Source organism: Streptomyces sp. NBC_01803 (assembly GCF_035917415.1).
GTDB lineage: Bacteria > Actinomycetota > Actinomycetes > Streptomycetales > Streptomycetaceae > Streptomyces.
Genome location: NZ_CP109073.1, coordinates 974832 through 996517, shown reverse-complemented (window position 1 = coordinate 996517; position 21686 = coordinate 974832). Strand labels below are relative to the sequence as shown.

Annotated in this window: 2 protein-coding genes; both read left to right on the top strand. The window is 75.1% G+C overall.

Translation table 11 applies throughout. The annotated features are described in order from the left end of the window. The first annotated feature begins 15 nt into the window (after positions 1-15). A complete protein-coding gene (locus tag OIE51_RS04145) occupies positions 16-11280 on the top strand; it encodes a type I polyketide synthase (protein ID WP_442811858.1) in 11265 nt (3754 codons plus the stop codon). Then, the gene (locus OIE51_RS04140; protein ID WP_326595584.1) at positions 11277-21686 is read left to right on the top strand and encodes a type I polyketide synthase; all 10410 of its coding nucleotides are present in this window, start codon (positions 11277-11279) and stop codon (positions 21684-21686) included. The genes OIE51_RS04145 and OIE51_RS04140 overlap by 4 nt, the downstream gene beginning before the upstream one ends.

The window sequence follows — 21686 nt, the reverse complement described above, 5'->3', positions numbered from 1 at the left end:
AACAGGGAGCACACCTTGACCATGTCTGACGACCGCCTCATTCAGGCACTGCGGGCTTCGCTGCAGGAGACGGAGCGCCTGCGGCGAGAGAACCAGCACCTCACGGACGCCTCCCGTGAGCCGATCGCCATCGTCGGAATGAGCTGCCGCTTTCCCGGAGACGTCCGATCCCCGGAAGACCTCTGGGAATTGGTGGCGAGCGGGCGGGACGCCATCGGCCCGTTCCCGGAGAACCGGGGCTGGGACCTCGACGGGCTCTACGACCCGGATCCGTCGCGGCCCGGTACCTGTTACGCACGCGAGGGCGGATTTCTCTACGACGCACCGGAATTCGACGCCGAATTCTTCGGGATCTCGCCGCGCGAGGCGCTGGCGACCGATCCCCAGCAGCGGCTTCTGCTGGAAGTGGCATGGGAGGTGTTCGAGCAGGCCGGGATCGACCCGACGACGCTGCGCGGCTCCCGCACCGGCGTGTTCGCCGGAAACAGCGGGCAGGACTACGCGCGCCTGTCCGCGTCACCGGACGACTGCGACGGATACCTGGGCATCGGCAACATCGCGGCCGTGATCTCCGGCCGCCTCGCCTACGTCTTCGGCCTCGAAGGCCCGGCCGTGACCGTGGACACCGCCTGCTCGTCGTCGCTGGTCGCCCTGCACCTCGCGGCCCAGGCACTGCGCCGCGACGAATGCTCGATGGCACTGGTCGGCGGCACCACCGTGATGTCGACGCCCGGTGCTTTCATGGAGTTCAGTCGGCAGCGCGGCCTCGCGCCGGACGGCCGATGCAAGGCGTTCGCGGCCGGCGCCGACGGCACCGGCTGGTCCGAGGGCGTGGGCGTGCTGCTCGTGGAGCGGCTGTCCGATGCCCGGCGCAACGGGCACCGCGTGCTGGCCGTGGTGCGCGGCTCCGCGATCAACCAGGACGGTGCCTCCAACGGCATGACCGCGCCCAACGGCCCCGCCCAACAGCGCGTCATTCGTCAGGCGTTGGCGAACGCCGGGCTGTCTGCGGCCGATGTGGACGCGGTGGAGGCGCACGGCACGGGCACGTCGCTGGGTGACCCGATCGAGGCCCAGGCGCTGATCGCCACCTACGGACAACACCGCCCGGCCGAACGGCCCCTGTGGCTGGGGTCGTTGAAGTCGAACATCGGGCACACGCAGGCCGCCGCCGGGGTGGGTGGCGTCATGAAGATGGTCATGGCGATGCGGCATGGGCTGCTGCCGCGCACGCTGCACGCGGACGAGCCGTCGCCGCACGTGGACTGGTCGGCGGGGACAGTCCGGTTGCTGACCGAGCCCGTCGCCTGGGCGGAGAACGGCCACCCGCGCCGGGCCGCCGTCTCGTCCTTCGGCGTCAGCGGCACCAACGCCCATGTGATCCTGGAGGCGGAGCCGCGGAACGCGCCGGAGGCGTCCGCTCCCGCCGCCGAGCCGTGTCCCGTGCCCTGGCTGCTCTCGGCCCACAACGCCGACGCGCTGCGCGAACAAGCCGCACGCCTTCGTGCGTTCGTGACTGGCCGGCCCGACCTCGACCCCGCCGACATCGCGCTCTCGCTGGCCACCACTCGCGCCGCCCTGCCCCACCGCGCCGCGGTCACCGGCACCGACCGTGACGAACTGCTGCGCGGCCTCGAACACCTCGACATCCAGGGCGTCGCGCGGCGCAAGGGCAAGAAGACGGCGTTCTTGTTTTCGGGGCAGGGGAGTCAGTGGGTGGGGATGGGCCGGGAGTTGTATGGGGTGTTTCCGGTGTTCGCGGATGCTTTTGATGAGGTGTGCGCGTATGCGGATGCCTTGTTGGGTCGGTCGTTGCGGGGTGTGGTGTTCGGGGGGGAGGGGGAGGGGCTTGGCGGTACGGGGTTTGTGCAGGTGGGGTTGTTCGCGGTTGAGGTGGCGTTGTTCCGGTTGCTGGGGTCGTGGGGTGTGCGGCCTGATGTGGTGGCGGGGCATTCGGTGGGGGAGTTCGCGGCGGCTTGTGTGGCGGGGGTGTTCTCGTTGGGGGATGCGGTTCGTCTGGTGGTGGCGCGTGGGCGGTTGATGGGTGAGTTGCCCGCGGGTGGGGTGATGGTGGCGGTTGCGGCGTCGGAGAGTGATGTGGTGCCGTTGCTGGCGGGTTTCGGGGATCGGGTGAGTATCGCCGCGGTGAATGGTCCTGCTTCGGTGGTGGTGTCGGGGGATGCGTCGGCTGTGGGTGAGGTGACGGCCGGGCTGAGGGGCAGGCGGCTGGCGGTGTCGCATGCTTTTCACTCTCCGTTGATGGAGCCGATGCTGGCCGCGTTCCGTGCGGAGCTGGAGTCGGTGGTGTTCCACGCGCCCACGTTGCCTGTCGTTTCGACCCTTTCGGGTCGCCTGGTGGCGGATGAGGAGCTGACCGCCCCGGACTACTGGGTGCGGCAGATCCGGGAGCCGGTCCGCTTCGCCGACGCCGTGCAGGCCCTGACCGACCGGAACGTCACCGCGTTCGCCGAGATCGGCCCCGGCGGCACCCTCGCCGCGTTGGCGCGGGAGCTGGTGGACGAGTCGGCGGCCGTGGTTCCCGTCCTGCGGAAGGATCGGCCGGAGCGTCTGTCCGTCACAACGGCCCTGGCCGAGCTGCACGTTCACGGAGTGCCGGTCGGCTGGGCGGACGTGCTCGCCGGAACCGGCGCCCGGCCCGTCTCCCTGCCCACCTACGCCTTCCAACGAAAGCGCTACTGGCTGGACCCCACGACCCCACCCGGCGAACGTCCTTACGCGCCGGGCGACAGTGAGCCGGCGGAGGCCGACTTCTGGGCCACCGTCGAACGCGAGGACCTGGAGGCGTTCACCGAGCACCTTCACCTCCCGGGCGACGCCACGCTCCCCGCCGTGCTCCCCGCCCTGTCCACCTGGCGCCGCCGACGTCGCGAGCGGACCACCGTCGACGGCTGGCGCTACCGCGTCGCCTGGAAGCCCGCCCCCGCCCCCGCCCCCGCGCTCGGCACGGCCGAGCCGACCGGCCGCGCCTGGCTCGCCGCGCTGCCCGCCGACTGGGAGGACGACCCCTGGACGTCCGCCGTCGTCCACGTGCTCCAGGACCGGGGCGCCGGGGTCGTCCCGCTGGCCGTCGCCCCGGGAACGGACCGCGCCACGCTTGCCGCCCAACTCGCCGCCGTCACCGGGACCGTCGACGGCGTGCTGTCACTCCTCGCCCTCGACGAGAAGCCGCACCCCACCCGGGGCGCGGTGGCACCGGCCGGGCTGCTGGCCAACCTCACGCTGATCCAGGCACTCGGCGACGCGGGCATCGACGCGCCCCTGTGGTGCGCGACGCGCGGCGCGGTGTCCATCGGCCCGTCCGACCCGCCCGCCACCGTGGCGCAGGCCCAGACCTGGGCGCTGGGCCGGGTCGCCGCCCTCGAACACCCACAACGCTGGGGCGGACTCGTGGACTTGCCCGCCACGCTGGACGAACGCGCCGCCCGCCGCTTCACCTCCGTGCTCACCTCGGGCGCCGCGCCCGAGGACCAACTCGCCATCCGGACCTCGGGCGTGTACGTCCGCAGACTGATCCGCGCACCGCACGCCCCGCAGACCCCGGACACCACCGCCCCGCGCGGCACGGTGCTGGTCACCGGCGGAACGGGCGCGCTGGGCGGGCATGTCGCCCGCTGCCTGGCCGCGAACGGCGTCGAACACCTCGTCCTCACCAGTCGGCGCGGTCCGGACGCCGAGGGCGCCGCCGAGCTCACCGCCGAGTTGGAGGGCCTGGGCGCGCGAGTCACCGTCGCCGCCTGCGACATGGCCGACCGGGACGCCGTCGCCGCGCTGCTCGACCGGATCGGTGACGGCCTCACGGCCGTCGTGCACGCCGCCGGGGTCGGCACGCCCGGGATGCTGGCCGACACCACCGCCGACGAGTTCGCCGCCGTGCTGGCCGCCAAGGCGACCGGTGCCGCGCATCTGGACGAACTGCTGGCCGACCGGCCGCTGGACGCCTTCGTCCTCTTCTCCTCCATCGCGGGCGTGTGGGGGAGTGGAGGTCAGGCCGCCTACGCCGCCGCCAACGCCGCCCTCGACGCGCTGGCCGAACAGCGCCGGGCACGGGGGCTGGTCGCCACCGCCATCGCCTGGGGGCCGTGGGCCGACGGCGGTATGGTCACGGACACCGGCGCCGAGGACCGGCTGAGGCAGCGCGGTCTGCCCGCCCTGCCCCCGGAGTCCGCGCTGACCGCGCTGCGCGCCGCCCTCGACGCGGACGAGACCAACGTGACGGTCGCGGATGTCACATGGGAACGCTTCGCTCCCTCCTTCACCCTGCTGCGGCCCAGCCCGCTGCTGTCCGACCTGCCGGAGGCGCGGGCCGCGATCGACGCGACGGCCGACGCGAGCACACCCGGAGGCGCGGACGGGGCCGGTGCCGAAGTGCCGCCCTTTGTGCGGAGCTTGACCGAGCTGCCCGAGACCGGGCGGCGGCCCGCCGTGCTGGATCTGGTGCGCGGCACGGCGGCCGTCGTCGTCGGGCACCGCGACACGGCGGCCATTCCCGCCGAACGGGCGTTCCGTGAGCTGGGTTTCGACTCGCTCACCGCCGTCGAACTGCGCGACCGGCTGGCCCGTGCCACCGGGCTACGGCTTCCGGCCACCCTCGTCTTCGACCACCCCTCGCCCGCCGCGCTCGCCACCCATCTGTACGCCGCGCTCACCCCCGACGGCGCGGCGGCGACCGCCGCCGTCGCACCGGCCCCGGCGGCCGAGGACCCCATCGCGATCGTCGCGATGAGCTGCCGCTACCCCGGCGGCGTCGGCACGCCGGAAGACCTGTGGCGGCTGGTCGCCGACGGGCGCGACGCCGTCTCCGGCTTCCCCACCGACCGGGGCTGGGATCTCGATGCCCTCTACGACCCCGACCCGGACCGGCCCGGCTCCTGCTACGCGCGCGACGGCGGATTCCTCTACGACGTGGGCGAGTTCGATCCCCTGTTCTTCGGGATCTCCCCGCGCGAGGCGCTCGCCATGGACCCGCAGCAGCGAGTGCTCCTCGAAGTCACGTGGGAGGCACTGGAACGGGCCGGGATCGACCCGGCGTCGGTCAGCGGCAGCCGGACCGGCGTGTTCGTCGGCACCGGCTACCAGGACTACGCCGCGCGGCTGGTGAACGCGCCGGACGACCTCGAAGGCTATGTGGGCACGGGCAGTTCGGCCAGCGTCGTGTCGGGCCGCATCGCGTACACCTTCGGCCTCGAAGGCCCGGCGGTGACCGTGGACACCGCCTGCTCGTCCTCGCTGGTGGCGCTGCACCTGGCCGCTCAGGCGCTGCGGCAGGGCGAGTGCGCGATGGCCCTGGTCGGCGGAGTCACGGTGATGTCGAGCCCCAGCGCGTTCATCGAGTTCAGCCGCCAGCGCGGCCTGGCCGCCGACGGGCGCTGCAAGTCGTTCGCGGCGGCGGCCGACGGCACCGGCTGGGCCGAGGGTGCCGGGATGCTGCTGCTGGAACGGCTGTCGGACGCCGAACGCAACGGGCACCCCGTGCTCGCGGTCGTGCGCGGCTCGGCGATCAACCAGGACGGCGCGTCCAACGGCCTCACCGCCCCCAACGGCCCCGCCCAGCAGCGCGTCATCCGCCAGGCCCTCGCCAACGCGGGCCTCGCACCGGCCGAAGTGGACGCGGTCGAGGGGCACGGCACCGGCACGGTGCTGGGCGACCCGATCGAGATCCAGGCGCTGCTGGCCACCTACGGCCAGGAGCGGCCGGGCGAACGCCCGCTGTGGCTCGGCTCGTTGAAGTCGAACATCGGCCACGCCCAGGCGGCGGCGGGGGTCGGCGGCGTCATCAAGATGGTGCAGGCGCTGCGCAACGACCTGCTGCCGCGCACCCTGCACGTGGACGAGCCGTCGCCGCACGTCGATTGGTCGGCGGGCGGCGTGCGGCTGCTGACCGAGCCCGTGCCATGGGGGCGGAACGGCCACCCGCGCCGTGCCGGGATCTCCTCTTTCGGCGTCAGCGGTACCAACGCGCACGTCATCGTGGAGGAACCCCCCACCCCCGCCCCGGCATCGGAGCCGGCGGAGTCCGCCGACCCGGTCGCCGATCCGCCGCCCGTCGTGCCCTGGCCGCTCTACGGCGGCAGCGCCGACGCCCTGCGCGCCCAGGCCGCCCGGCTACTGGCCCGGCTGGCCGGGGAACCCGACCCCGGCCTCTCGGCGCACGAACCCGCCGACGTGGCCTGGTCCCTGGCCACCACCCGGGCCGCGCTGGAACACCGGGCCGTCATCGTCGGCGGACCCGACCCGGCCGCCGCGCTCGACGGGCTGCGCGCCCTGGCGGCGGGGGAGCCCCACGCCACCGTGGCCCAGGGCCGCGTTGTCCAGCCGCCCACCATCGCGTTCCTCTTCTCCGGGCAGGGCAGCCAGCGGCCCGGCATGGGCCGCGAACTCTACGCCGCCTACCCGGCATTCGCGGACGCCTTCGACGCGGCGTGCGCCGAGCTCGACCGCCACCTCGAACGGCCGCTGCGCGACGTCGTCTTCGGCGCCGACGCGGGGACGCTCGACGAGACCGGCTGGGCGCAGGCCGCCCTGTTCGCCGTCGAGGTCGCGCTGTTCCGGCTCGCCGAATCGTGGGGCGTGCGCCCGGCCGCGCTGGCGGGCCACTCCATCGGGGAGTTCGCCGCCGCGCACGTCGCGGGCGTCTGGTCCCTCGCGGACGCCGCCCGGCTCGTCGCGGCACGCGGTCGGCTGATGCGGGCGCTGCCGCCCGGCGGCGCGATGGTCGCGGTCGAGGCGGCCGAGGACGAGGTGCGGACGCTGGTCGCCGACCACGCCGGGCCGGTGAGCCTCGCGGCGGTCAACGGGCCCTCCTCCGTGGTCGTCTCCGGGGCGGAGCACGCCGTGCTCGACCTCGCCGGCACCCTCGCGGCACAGGGTCGCCGCACCAAGCGGCTGGCGGTCAGCCACGCCTTCCACTCGTCGCTGATGGACCCGATGCTGGACGAGTTCCGCGCGGTGGCGGCCGGGGTGACGGGCCACGCGCCCCGCGTCCCGATCGTCTCCACCCTCACCGGACGCCCGGTCGGCGCCGAGGAGTTGGCCGATCCGGACTACTGGGTCCGGCACGCCCGGCACGCCGTGCGGTTCCACGACGCGGTCCGCGCCCTGACCGACGGCGGCGCCACCGCGTTCCTGGAGATCGGCCCCGGCGGCGTCCTCGCCGCCCTCGCCCAGAGCGCCCAGAGCGCCCAGAGCGCCCACGGCGCCCCGGACGCGCGCGACGTACGGGACGCGCGCGACGTACGGGACGCACGGGACGCGGCAGGCGGCAGGGGCGGTGAGCCGGTCGCCGTGGCCACCCTGCGCCCGGACCGGCCCGAGGCCGCCTCGTTCACCGCCGCGCTCGCCCAGCTCCACGTGCTGGGCGCGCCGGTGGACTGGACCCGTCCCCTCGCCGCGCACCGGCCGCGCCGCGTGGACCTGCCCACCTACCCCTTCCAGCGGCAGCGGTACTGGCTCGACACCCGCCCGCCGGCCGGCGACCTCCACGGCGCCGGGCTGCGGTCGGCCGGCCATCCGCTGCTGGGCGCCGCCATCACGCTCCCCGACGGCGACGGCGCGCTGCTCACCGGGCGGATCTCCCTGGTGGACCAGCCCTGGCTGGCTGAACACCGCGTCGGAGGCAGGGCGTTGCTGCCCGGTACCGCCCTGGTCGACCTCGCCCTGCGGGCCGCGCGGGAGGCCGGCGCCGGACAGGTCGAGGAGTTGATCCTGGACACCCCGCTGGTTCTCCCCGAAGAGGGCGGCACCCAGCTACAGATCACGGTCGGCGGCGCGGACGACACCGGGCGCCGCCCGATCCGCCTCCACTCCCGGCCCGACGACGGCGACCCGGCCGCGCCCTGGACCCGGCACGCCTCCGGCACCCTCGCCGAGGCCGCGCCGAGTCCGGTCGCCGGGCCGGGATCCGACCTCGCCGCCTGGCCCCCGCCCGCCGCCGAGCCCGTCCCCGCGCACGACTGCTACGACCGGCTCGCGGCCCTCGGCTTCGGCTACGGACCCACGTTCCAGGGACTGCGCGGGCTGTGGCGGCGCGGCGACGAGGTGTTCGCCGAGGTCGCGCTGCCCGACGGCACCGCCGTGGAGGGCTTCGGCGTCCACCCGGCGCTGCTCGACGCGGCCCTGCACGCCGTCGGCTGGGGCGGGTTGCTGCCCGACACCGGCGAGGCGCGGGTGCCGTTCTCGTTCACCGGGGCCGCCCTGCACGCCACCGACGCGACCGCGCTCCGCGTCCGCCTCGCGGCGGCCGGGCCGGAGGCCGTGACGCTGCTGGCAGCGGACAGTGCCGGGCGGCCCGTCGTCCACGTCGACGCCCTCCGGCTGCGTCCCGCACCCGCCCCGGCCGGCGCGACACGTCCCGCGCCCGACGCCCTGTTCCACCTGGGCTGGACGCCGCTGCCGCTGCCCGGCGGGAGCGAACAGCAGACGGAACCGCTGCCGCGCTACCGGGCGTTGGCTGACCTGACCGCCGATCTCGACGCGGGCGCGACACTGCCCGCCGCTGTCCTCATCCCCCAACTCCCCGGCGATCAGGGCGCCGAGGGCGCAACCCGGCCCACGCCCGAGGCCGCGCACCGGGCGACCCGGAACGCGCTCGCCCTCCTCCAGGGCTGGCTCGCGGACGAACGGCTGGCCGCCACCCGCCTGGTGCTGGCCACCAGCGGTGCCGTCGCCGTCAGCCCGGCCGACCCGGCGCCCGACCCGGCGCGGGCCGCCGTCTGGGGCCTGGTGCGCTCCGCGCAGTCCGAGCACCCCGGCCGCCTCGTGCTGGCCGACCTCGACGGGCACCCGGCGTCCGCCCGCGCGCTGTCCGCCGCGCTCGCCCACGACGAGCCGCAACTCGCCCTGCGGCAGGGCAGCGCGTACGCGCCACGCCTCACCCGACCCGAGACCGGTGACCTGCTCGTCCCGGAACCCGGCGCCTCCGCATGGCGGTTGACCGCGACCGGCGGCGGAACGCTCGACGCGCTGGCCCTGGCCGACAACCCGGCCGCCACCGCCCCCCTGGGCGAGGGCCAGGTCCGCGTCGCGATCCGCGCCGCGGGCGTCAACTTCCGGGACGCGCTGATCGCCGTCGGCATGTACCCGGACGAGACGGCCCGGCTCGGCAGCGAAGGCGCCGGAGTCGTCGTGGAGACCGGCCCGGGCGTGACCGGACTCCGGCCCGGCGACCGGGTGTTCGGGATGATCGCCGAGGCGTTCGGCCCGCTCGCGGTGGCCGATCACCGGATGGTGACGCGGATGCCCCGCGGCTGGACGTTCGCCGAGGCGGCCTCCGTTCCCATCGTCTTCCTCACCGCCTACTACGCGCTGGTCGACCTGGCCCGGCTGCGGCCCGGCGAATCCGTGCTGATCCACTCCGCCGCCGGGGGCGTCGGGATGGCCGCCACCCAGCTCGCCCGGCACCTGGGCGCCGAGGTCTACGGCACCGCGAGCCCCGCCAAATGGGCGGCACTCGAACCGCTCGGCCTGGACCCCGGTCGCCTCGCGTCCTCCCGCACCCTCGACTTCGAGGAGCGCGTCCGGGCGGCGACCGGCGGACGCGGCGTGGACGTCGTCCTCAACTCCTTCGCCGGGGACTATGTGGAGGCGTCCCTCCGCCTCCTCGGCGGCGGTGAAGGCGGCCGTGGTGGACGCTTCCTGGAGCTGGGCAAGACCGACATCAGGGACGCCGTCGAGGTCGCCGCCGCCCAACCCGGCGTCCACTACCGGGCGTTGGACACCATCGAGGCGGGGCCCGACCGGATCGGCGCCATGCTCACCGAGCTGGTGGGGCTCTTCGAACGCGGCGCACTGCGACCGTTGCCCCTCACATGCTGGGACGTGCGCGAGGCCCGGGAGGCGCTGCGCCACCTCAGCCAGGCCCGGCACACCGGCAAACTCGTCCTCACCGTCCCGGCCGACCCCGCCGCCGACCCCGGGGGCACGATCCTGATCACCGGCGCGTCCGGCGCCCTCGGCACGCACGTGGCCCGCCACCTGGTGACCGAATACGGCGCCCGCCGCCTACTGCTGGCCAGCAGGCGCGGCCGGGACGCGGCGGGCGCGGACGCGCTGCGCGACGAACTCGCCGCGCATGGCGCCGAGGTGACGTTCGCCGCGTGCGACGTCGCCGACCGCGACGCGCTGGCCGCGCTGCTCGCCGCGCACGGCGACGGCCTGATCGCCGTCGTCCACGCGGCCGGTGTGCTGGACGACGGGCTGATCGGCGCGCTCACCCCGGACCGGCTGGCGCGCGTGCTGCGGCCCAAGGCGGACGCGGCCTGGCATCTGCACGAGCTGACCCGGCATAGGGACCTGTCGGCGTTCGTGCTGTTCTCTTCCGTCGCCGCCACACTCGGCAGCGCGGGGCAGGGCAACTACGCGGCGGCCAACGCCTTTCTCGACGCCCTCGCCGCGCGGCGCCGCGCCGAGGGGCTGCCCGCCGCGTCGCTCGCCTGGGGTCCCTGGGCGGACGGCGGCATGGCCGGGGCGCTGACGGAGCGGCAGCGCGAGCGGATGGCCCGCTCCGGCCTGGTGTCGTTCGACGCGGCCGAGGGCCTGGCACTGTTCGACGCCGCGAGGACCGGCCCGGCCGCCGTCGCCGTCCCGGTGCGGTTCGCCGCCACCCCGGCGAACGGTCCCGCGCGCGGGACCGGGGACGTGCCGCACATCCTGCGCGGGCTGGTGCGCGGCCGGTCCGTCCGCCGCGCCACCGCCGCCGACGCGCCCGGTGGTAGCGGTCCTGAAGTGCTGCGGCAGCGGCTCGCCGGACTGGACGAGGCCGAGCGCGGACGCCACCTGCTCGACCTGGTCCGCACCCAGGTGGCGGCGGTCATCGGCCTCCCGGGACCGCAGAACGTCGAGGAGGAACGGGAGTTCAAGGCCCTGGGCTTCGACTCCCTGACCTCCGTGGAGCTGCGCAACCGGCTGGCCGCCGCCACCGGCCTCCGGCTCCCCGCCACCCTCGTGTTCGACTTCCCGACACCGCTGGCCCTCGCCGGACGCGTCCGCGATGACCTCGCCCCCCGGCCGGCCGACCAAGCGGCCTCCGTGTTCGGCGAGATCGACCGCCTGGAAACCGCCGTCGCCGCGCTCGGCGCCGACGACCCCGGCGTCCGCACCCGCGTCCGGGCCAGGCTCGGCGGCCTGCTCGCTCTCCTCAACGGCTCCGGCCCCGGGCCCGAGGGCGCCGACGACGGCGGGGCGCCGAAGAACACCGACGAGCAACTCCAGACAGCCACCATCGACACCATCTTCGCGCTGGTCGACCAGGAAATCGGCAGGTGAAAGGCAACATGCTGGAGCGGAACCACCAGTCCGACCAGAACGGGCCCAACGGACCCGACGAGCGGAGCCGGGAGAGCCGGGAGCGGCAGGAGCGGCAGGAGAACGAACAGCGGCTGCTCGACTACCTCAAGCGTGTCACCGCCGACCTCAAGCAGACCAAGTCGCTGCTCCAGCAGGCCGAGGCCAAGGACACCGAGCCCATCGCGATCGTCGCGATGAGCTGCCGCTACCCCGGCGACGCCGACACCCCCGAACACCTGTGGCGGCTGGTCGCGAACGGCACCGACGCCGTCACCGGCTTCCCGACCGGCCGGGGCTGGGACCTCGACGCGCTCTACGATCCCCAGCCCGGCCGCCCCGGCACCTGCTACACCCGCGCGGGTGGATTCCTGCACGACGCCGACCGGTTCGACGCCGCGTTCTTCGGTATCTCGCCGCGCGAGGCGCTCGCCATGGACCCGCAGCAGCGGCTGCTGCTGGAGATCACCTGGGAGGCGTACGAGCGGGCCGGCATCGACCCGGCCACCCAACGCGGGTCCCGCACCGGCGTGTTCGTCGGCCTCGCCTACCAGGGCTACGCCACTGACGGCGAGAACCTGGAAGAGCTGTCCGGGCACCTGCTCACGGGCACCGCCCCCAGCGTCGCCTCGGGCCGCATCGCCTACACCTTCGGCCTCGAAGGCCCGACCGTGTCCGTCGACACCGCCTGCTCGTCCTCCCTCGTCGCGCTGCACCTCGCCGTTCAGGCGCTGCGGCAGCGCGAGTGCGCCATGGCCTTCGCGGGCGGCGTCGCCGTCATGGCCGCCACCGGCATGTTCACCGAGTTCAGCCGCCAGCAGGGCCTGGCCGCCGACGGCCGCTGCAAGTCGTTCGCGGCGGCGGCCGATGGCACCGGCTGGGGCGAGGGCGCCGGGATGCTGCTGCTGGAACGGCTCTCCGACGCCCACCGCAACGGGCACCCCGTGCTCGCCGTGGTGCGCGGCACCGCCGTCAACCAGGACGGCGCGTCCAACGGCCTCACCGCCCCCAACGGCCCGGCCCAGCAGCGCGTCATCCGCCAGGCCCTCGCCAACGCGGGCCTCGCACCGGCCGAAGTGGACGCCGTCGAGGCGCACGGCACCGGCACCGCGCTCGGTGACCCCATCGAGGCCCAGGCGCTGCTGGCCACCTACGGCCAGGAGCGGCCCGCCGAACGCCCGCTGTGGCTCGGCTCGTTGAAGTCGAACATCGGGCACACCCAGGCCGCCGCCGGGGTCGGCGGCGTCATCAAGATGGTGCAGGCGCTGCGCAACGACCTGCTGCCGCGCACCCTGCACGTCAACGAGCCGACCCCGCACGTCGACTGGGCCTCCGGCAGCGTCCGGCTGCTGACCGAGCCCGTGCCATGGGCGGAGAACGGCCACCCTCGCCGCGCCGGCATCTCCTCCTTCGGCGTCAGCGGCACCAATGCCCACGCCATCGTGGAACAGGCCCCCGCCGCACCCGAAGTCCCGGTGGAGCGAGTGGAGCGACGGCGCTTCACCGCGCACGACACCCCGATCGCCTGGCCCGTCTCGGCCCACAGCGCCGCCGCCCTGCGCGGCCAGGCCGAACGGCTGCTCGCTCACCTCCTCGCCATCCCCGAGCCGGACGCCGCCGACATCGGTCACACGCTCACGACCGGCCGCGCCGCCCTGCCCCACCGCGCCGTGATCACCGGCCGTGACCTGGCCGGACTCACCGCCGGCCTGCGCGCGGTGGCCGAGGGCGCCCCGGCGCCCGGCACGGTCACCGGCCGGACCGGACCGGCGGGCGGTACCGCCGTGCTGTTCGCCGGGCAGGGCGGCCAACGCCCCGGTATGGGCCGGGACCTGCACGCGGCGTTCCCCGTCTTCGCCACCGCGTTCGACGAGACGTGCGCCGAACTCGACCGCCACCTCGACCGGCCACTGCGCCCGGTCCTCTTCGGCGACGACGCCGCGCTCCTCAACGGCACCGGATACGCCCAACCCGCCCTGTTCGCGGTCGAGGTGGCGCTCTACCGGCTGGTCGAGTCGTGGGGCGTGCGGCCGGCGGCGCTGGCCGGTCACTCGGTCGGGGAGTTCGCCGCCGCCCACGCCGCCGGAGTGCTGTCGCTCGCGGACGCGGCGGCGCTGGTGGTGGCCCGGGGACGGCTGATGCAGGCCCTGCCACCGGGCGGCGCCATGGTCGCGGTCCGGGCATCCGAGGAGGAAGTCCGGCCACTGCTCGCCGAGTACCCGGACACGGCGGCCATGGCCGCCATCAACGGCCCCGCGTCCGTGGTCATCTCCGGTACCGAGGCGACCGTGGCGGAGATCGCCGACAAGCTCGCCGCACGCGGCTGCCGCACCCGGCGGCTCGCCGTGAGTCACGCCTTCCACTCCCCGCTGATGGACCCGATGCTGGCGGAGTTCCGGTCGCTGGCCGGCAAGGCCGTGTTCCACGCGCCCACCGTCCCGGTCGTCTCCACGCTCACCGGTCGCCGGGTCACCGCCGACGAACTGGCCGACCCCGCCTACTGGGTGCGCCAGATCCGCGAGCCGGTCCGGTTCGCGGACGCGGTGGCGACGCTCACCCGCGAGGGCGTGACCCGGCTGGTCGAGGCCGGTCCCGGCGGCGGACTCGCGGCACTCGCCCGCGACATCGTGCCGGAGGACACGGGCGTCGTCCCGCTGCTGCGCACCGATCGGCCCGGCCCCGAGGCCGTCACCGCCGCCTTCGCCGCGCTCCACGTCCACGGCGTGCCGTTGGACTGGGCCCCGCTGTTCGCCGCGCACCGGCCGCGCCGCGTCGAACTGCCCACCTACGCTTTCCAGCGCGGCGGTTACTGGCTGCGGAGCGTCCCACGCGATGCCGCCGACGCCGAGTTCTGGGAGTCGGTGGAACGCGAGGACCTCGCCGCCCTCACCGAACGCCTCCAGGTTCCGGACGACGCCCCGCTCCGTTCCGTCCTGCCCGCGCTCTCCACCTGGCGACGCCGCCGCCGGGCCCGCTCCACCGGGGACGACTGGCGCTACCGCGTGACCTGGACGCCCCTCGACACCACGCCGCCGACCGCCCGCCCGGCCGGGCGGTGGCTGGTCGCCGTGCCCGCCGGACGGGACGGCGACGACCATGTGGCGGACATCCTGCGGGCGGTGGGGTCACAGGGCGCGGACATCGTGCCGGTCGCCGTCGGTCCGGGCGATGGTCGGGGGGTGGTCGCGGCCCGGTTGGGCGGGTGTGGGGATGTGTCTGGTGTGTTGTCGTTGTTGGCGCTGGATGTCGATGGTCTGGTGTTGACGCTTCGGCTGGTTCAGGGTCTGGCGGATGGTGGGCGGGACGCGGTGCCGTTGTGGTGTGTGACGCGGGGGGCGGTGTCCACTGGCCCGCTGGACCCGCTCGCGTGTCCGGAGCAGGCGCGGGTCTGGGGTCTGGGTCGGGTGGCCGCGCTGGAACTCCCCAGTGTGTGGGGCGGGTTGATCGACCTGCCCGAAACGCTCGACGAGCAGGTCGCCGCCCGGCTGGCCGCCGTCCTGACCGGCGCCACCGGTGAGGATCAGGTCGCGGTGCGCGCCTCGGGCACGTTCGCCCGTCGTCTGGTGCGCGGTGGGGTGGACGGGCAGGCCGCCGGGTCCGGGTCTGGGTCCGGGTCTGGGGCTGGGTCTGGGGGGGTGTGGCGGGCGCGGGGGACTGTGCTGGTGACGGGTGGTACGGGGTTCATCGGGGGCCGGGTGGCCCGGTGGCTGGCCGGGAACGGGGCTGAGCATGTGGTGTTGACGAGTCGTCGGGGTGCGGTGGCCCCGGGCGCGGATCGGCTGCGGGAAGAGCTTGTGGCGGCGGGTGCTCGGGTGACGATGGTGGCGTGTGACGTTGCCGACCGGGGAGCGGTGGCGGCGCTCCTGGCCGAACACCCGCCCACCGCTGTCTTCCACACCGCCGGCATCGACACCCCCGCCCCCCTCGCCGCGGTCTCCCCCGCCGAACTCGCCCGGGTGCTGGCTGCCAAGGCCACCGGCGCGGCTCACCTGGACGAACTCCTGGGTGACCGGCCGCTGGACGCTTTCGTCCTCTTCTCCTCCGGCGCGGGCGTCTGGGGCAGCGGTGGTCAGGCCGCCTACGCCGCCGCGAACGCGCACCTCGACGCGCTGGCCGAACACCGCCGTGCCCGGGGCCTGACCGCCACCGCCGTCGCCTGGGGCCCCTGGGCCGACGGCGGCATGGCGGGCACGGCCGACGTCGCGGACCAGCTCCGCCGGCGCGGCCTGCGCACCCTGCCGCCCGACGCCGCCCTCACCGCCCTGGGCACCGCGCTCGCCCGCGACGACACCGCCGTCACCGTGGCCGACATGGACTGGGGACGGTTCGCCCCCACCTTCACCGCGGGCCGCGTCAGCCCTTTCCTGGGCGACCTGCCCGAGGTCCGCGCCGCCCTCCACTCCGCCGACGAGGGCGAGAACGGAGGCGGCGGCGACCGCGAGGCCGTCGCCGCACTGCGCGCGGCCCTCACCGCCGCCGACCCGGCCGACCGCGACCGCACCCTCATCACCCTGGTCCGCGAGCACGCCGCCGCCGTCCTCGGCCACGCCACCCCCGACCAGGTCGAACCCGCCCGCCCCTTCCGCGAACTCGGCTTCGACTCCCTCACCGCCGTCGAACTCCGCGACCGGCTCGCCCACGGCACCGGCGTGCGACTCCCCGCGACCCTGGTCTTCGACCACCCCACCGTCACCGCTCTGGCGGGCCACCTCCGCGCCGAACTCCTTGGCGCCGAGCAGGAGAAGACGCCCACCCACGCCCCCCGCCCGGCCGCCGACGAGCCCATCGCCATCGTCGCGATGAGCTGCCGCTACCCCGGCGGCGCCGACAGCCCCGAGGCGCTGTGGCGGCTCGTCGCCGACGGCACCGACGCCATGTCCGCCTTCCCCGCCGACCGGGGCTGGGACGTCGAGACGCTGTACCACCCCGACCCCGACCACCCCGGCACCACCTACGCCCGCGCCGGTGGCTTCCTCTATGAACTGGCCGACTTCGACGCCGCGTTCTTCAGCATCTCGCCCCGCGAGGCCCTGGCGATGGACCCCCAGCAGCGGCTGCTCCTGGAAACCGCCTGGGAAGCGTTCGAACGTGCGGGCATCGCCCCGGCCGCCGCCCACGGCAGCCAGACCGGCGTGTTCATCGGCTCCGGCTACCAGGACTACCTCAGGCGCCATCTCGACATCCCCGACGACACCCAGGGCTACCTGAGCACCGGCAACGCGGCGAGCGTCGTATCCGGGCGCATCGCCTACCAGTTGGGACTGGAGGGCCCGGCCGTGACGGTGGACACCGCCTGCTCCTCCTCCCTCGTCGCCCTCCACATGGCTGCCCAGGCGCTGCGGCAGGGCGAGTGCGCGATGGCGCTGGCGGGCGGTGTGACGGCCATGTCCAGCCCGGGCCCGTTCGTCGAATTCAGCCGCCAGCGCGCCCTGTCGGCCGACGGCCGCTGCCGCGCGTTCTCCGCCGACGCGGACGGCACCGGCTGGGGCGAGGGCGCCGGGATGCTGCTGCTGGAACGGCTCTCCGACGCCCGGCGGAACGGGCACCCGGTGCTCGCCGTCGTGCGCGGCTCCGCGATCAACCAGGACGGCGCGTCCAACGGCCTGACCGCCCCCAGCGGCTCCGCGCAGCGCCGGGTGATCAGGGCCGCCCTCGCCAACGCGGGTCTCACGGCGGCGGAAGTGGACGCGGTCGAGGGGCACGGCACCGGCACGGTGCTGGGCGACCCGATCGAGGCGCAGGCGTTGCTCGCCACCTACGGACGCGAACGGCCCGCCGAACAGCCCCTGTGGCTCGGCTCGTTGAAGTCGAACATCGGGCACACCCAGGCGGCGGCCGGGGTCGGCGGCATCATCAAGATGGTGCAGGCGCTGCGCAACGACCTGCTGCCGCGCACGCTGCACGTCAACGAGCCGACCCCGCACGTCGACTGGACCTCCGGCGCCGTCCGGCTGCTGACCGAGCCCGTCCCCTGGCCGGCCGACGGCCGCTCGCGCCGGGCCGCCGTCTCCTCGTTCGGGATGAGCGGCACCAACGCCCATGTCATCATCGAGCAGGCCCCCGCACCGGATGCCGAGGACGCCGAGGACGCCGAGGACGCCGGGGACACGGCAGACACCGGAAACACGGGAGACACCGGGAGCGCCCGCGACGCGGCCGAACGGGAGCGCTCGCCGCTCGATCCGGTGGTCGTGCCCCTCGTGCTCTCCGGCCGCTCGCCCGCCGCCCTCGCCGAGCAGGCGCGGCGGCTGGCCGCGCTCGCTCCCGGCCTCCGCCCGTGCGACGTGGCCCACACCCTCGTCACAGCGCGCGGCCTCTTCGAGCACCGGGCGGTCGTCGTGGGCGGCGACCAGGCCGAACTTGGCTCCCGCCTCGGCGCGTTGGCGGCCGGAGCGGAAACCGAGGGCATCACGCGCGGCGCGGTGCCCGCCGGGGCGGGGGAGCGGCGAGCGGTGTTCGTCTTCCCCGGGCAGGGCTCGCAGTGGGCCGGGATGGCCGTCGATCTCCTCGACACCGCTCCGGTGTTCCATGACCGCATGGCCGCGTGCGAACGCGCGCTCGCCCCGCACGTCGACTGGTCGCTCGACGCCGTCCTCCGACAGGCGCCGGGAGCCCCGGAGTTGACCGCTGACGATGTCGTGCAGCCGGTACTGTGGGCCGTGATGGTGTCGCTGGCCGAGTTGTGGACAGCCTGCGGTGTGCGGCCGGCGGCCGTCGTCGGGCACTCGCAGGGCGAGATCGCCGCCGCCTGCGTCGCCGGGGCGCTGTCCCTGGACGACGCCGCCCGGGTGGTGGCGCTGCGCAGCCGGCTGCTGGCCCGCCTCGCGGGCCGGGGTGGTATGGCCTCCGTCGCCGCCTCGCTCACCGCGACCACCGAACGCCTCGCGCCGTGGAACGGCCGGCTCGCCGTCGCCGCCGTCAACGGCCCGACATCGCTGGTGGTGTCGGGTGACGCGGACGCGCTCGACAGGTTCCTCGCCGACTGCGCCGCCGACGGGGTGCGGGCCAAGCGTGTCCCCGTCGCCTACGGGTCGCACTGCGCCCACGTCGAAAGCATCCGTGAGGAGCTGACCGGGGCGCTCGCCGGGATCACACCCACCGAGCCGCGTGTGCCGTTCCGCTCCACCGTCGCCGGCGTCGAGGACGGCACACCGCCCGACGCCGCCTACTGGTACCGGAATCTGCGCGAGACCGTTCGCTTCGAGGACACCGCCCGCCGGCTGCTGGACGAGGGGCACACCGCCTTCATCGAGATGAGCCCCCACCCGGTGCTGACCCTCGGCCTCCAGGAGATCGCCGAGGAGAGCGCCGAGGAGATCGCCCCGGACAGCGCGGAGGGGACCGGTGGCCAACGGCGGGCCGCCGTCGTCATCCCCTCCCTGCGGCGCGGCGAGGGCGGCCCGGCCCGCTTCCTCACCTCGCTCGGCGAGGCACACGTCTCCGGGGTCGCCGTCGACTGGCCCACCGTCCTCACCGGCTGGGGCGGTCGGGTGGTCGAGCTGCCCACCTACCCGTTCCAGCGCCGCCGTTACTGGCTGGACGCGGCCCCCGCCCCCACAGTCGCCGCCCCCGGCGCGGCAGTGCCATCCACGGACGCCGCCTTCTGGTCCGTGGTCGAGCGGGGCGACCTGAAGTCCCTGGCCGAGGAGTTGCGCCTCGACCCGGACGGTGACGTCTCGCTGCGCGCCGCGCTGCCGGCGCTGGCCGACTGGCGTCGGCGGCGCGACGACGAAGGCGCCGTCGACGCCTGGCACTACCGCGTCACCTGGCGCCCGCTGCCTGAGCCCGCCGCGACGCCCCCACCCCTCGACGGCACCTGGCTCATCGCGCTCACCCCCCGTCAACAGGGGGACCCCACCACCGAATCGGTCGTCGCGGCGCTCACCGCGCACGGAGCCGAACCCGAGTTCCTGACCGTGGACCCGGGCGATGATCGGGGGGTGGTCGCGGCCCGGTTGGGCGGGTGTGGGGATGTGTCTGGTGTGTTGTCGTTGTTGGCGCTGGATGTCGATGGTCTGGTGTTGACGCTTCGGCTGGTTCAGGGTCTGGCGGATGGTGGGCGGGACGCGGTGCCGTTGTGGTGTGTGACGCGGGGGGCGGTGTCCACTGGCCCGCTGGACCCGCTCGCGTGTCCGGAGCGGGCGCGGGTCTGGGGTCTGGGTCGGGTGGCCGCGCTGGAACTCCCCAGTGTGTGGGGCGGGTTGATCGACCTGCCCGAAACGCTCGACGAGCAGGTCGCCGCCCGGCTGGCCGCCGTCCTGACCGGCGCCACCGGTGAGGATCAGGTCGCGGTGCGCGCCTCGGGCACGTTCGCCCGTCGTCTGGTGCGCGGTGGGGTGGACGGGCAGGCCGCCGGGTCCGGGTCTGGGTCCGGGTCTGGGGCTGGGTCTGGGGGGGTGTGGCGGGCGCGGGGGACTGTGCTGGTGACGGGTGGTACGGGGTTCATCGGGGGCCGGGTGGCCCGGTGGCTGGCCGGGAACGGGGCTGAGCATGTGGTGTTGACGAGTCGTCGGGGTGCGGTGGCCCCGGGCGCGGATCGGCTGCGGGAAGAGCTTGTGGCGGCGGGTGCTCGGGTGACGATGGTGGCGTGTGACGTTGCCGACCGGGGAGCGGTGGCGGCGCTCCTGGCCGAACACCCGCCCACCGCTGTCTTCCACACCGCCGGCATCGACACCCCCGCCCCCCTCGCCGCGGTCTCCCCCGCCGAACTCGCCCGGGTGCTGGCTGCCAAGGCCACCGGCGCGGCTCACCTGGACGAACTCCTGGGTGACCGGCCGCTGGACGCTTTCGTCCTCTTCTCCTCCGGCGCGGGCGTCTGGGGCAGCGGTGGTCAGGCCGCCTACGCCGCCGCGAACGCGCACCTCGACGCGCTGGCCGAACACCGCCGTGCCCGGGGCCTGACCGCCACCGCCGTCGCCTGGGGCCCCTGGGCCGACGGCGGCATGGTCGACGACGCCGCCGCCGAGCACATGGCGAAGCGCGGACTGACGACGATGCGCCCGGAGTTGGCCCTCCTCGCGCTGCGCCGGAGCCTGGAGCGTGACGAACCCACCGCCGTCGTCGCCCCCATCGACTGGGAGCGCTTCGTGCCCGGCTTCACCATGGCCCGGCCCAGCCCCCTGCTGGCCGACCTGCCCGAGGCCGCCCGGGCCCTCGCCACCGACCGGCCGGATGACGAACCCGGCCGGGAGCGGGACGGCGCCCACGATGGGTCCGGACCGGCACTCGCCCGCCGCCTCGCCGCCCTGCCGGCCGCCGAACACCGGGCGCTCCTCGTGGACTTCGTACGGGCCGAGGCCGCCGCCGTGCTCGGCCATGACAGCCCGGACGCCGTCGGCGCGCACGACGTCTTCCTCGAACTCGGCTTCGACTCCCTCACCGCCGTCGGCCTGCGCAAACGCCTCGCCGCCGCCACCGGCCTGCGGCTGCCCGGCTCCCTGGCGTTCGACCACCCCACCCCGGCCCGGATCGCGGACCGGCTGGCGGTCCTGCTGGCCGGTGGGGAACGCGCCGCGCTCCCCACTGCCGCCATCGCCGCCGCGCCGGGCGACGAGCCGACCGACACCCTCGCCGCCCTCTACCTCAGCGCCAACGACAGCGGTCAGTACGGCGCGGCCCTGGACATGGTGCGCAGCGCCTCCCGCCTGCGCCCCACGTTCACCACCGCCGCCGAGATCGACGGCCTGCTCACCACCGTCCGCCTGGCCGGGGGCGAGGCCCACGGCCCGGGCCAACTGATGTGCATCGCCGGGTACATGGCTCCCTCAGGAGCCCACCACTACGCCCGCTTCGCCGCCGCGGTCGGCCCAACGCGCGCCGTCCGGGCGCTGCGCCTGCCCGGCTTCGCGCCCGGCGAGCCCCTCCCCGCCCACGTGGACGCGCTGACCGACGCCCTGGCCGAGGCGATCACCCGCCAGGTCCCCGCCGACGAACCGGCCGTGCTCGCCGGGTACTCCGCGGGCGGCTGGGTCGCTCGCGCGACCGCCGAACGGCTCGCGGCCCTCGGCCACCCGGTCGCCGGGGTCGTCATGATCGACTCCTTCAGCCGGAGCGTGCCGATGGGGGAGCGGTACGCCTCCGCCGCCGTGCGGGGCCAGACCGACCGGTTCGACTTCGTCACCGGTCTGGGCACCCAGCTCACCGCCATGGGCGGATACCTGCGCGCCTTCGACGGGTTCACCCCCCGGCCGATCGCCGCGCCCACACTCGTCGTCCGCGCCGCCGACTGGATGCCGTCCGAGGAGGGCGGCGGCGACGACCGGCCACCACCACCCGAATGCGCCGACATCGTTGTCGAAGTACCTGGGGATCACTATTCGTTGATGGAACACCACGCCCCCACGACCGCCGCCGCCGTCACCACCTGGCTCGCCGGGCTCGGTGACTGA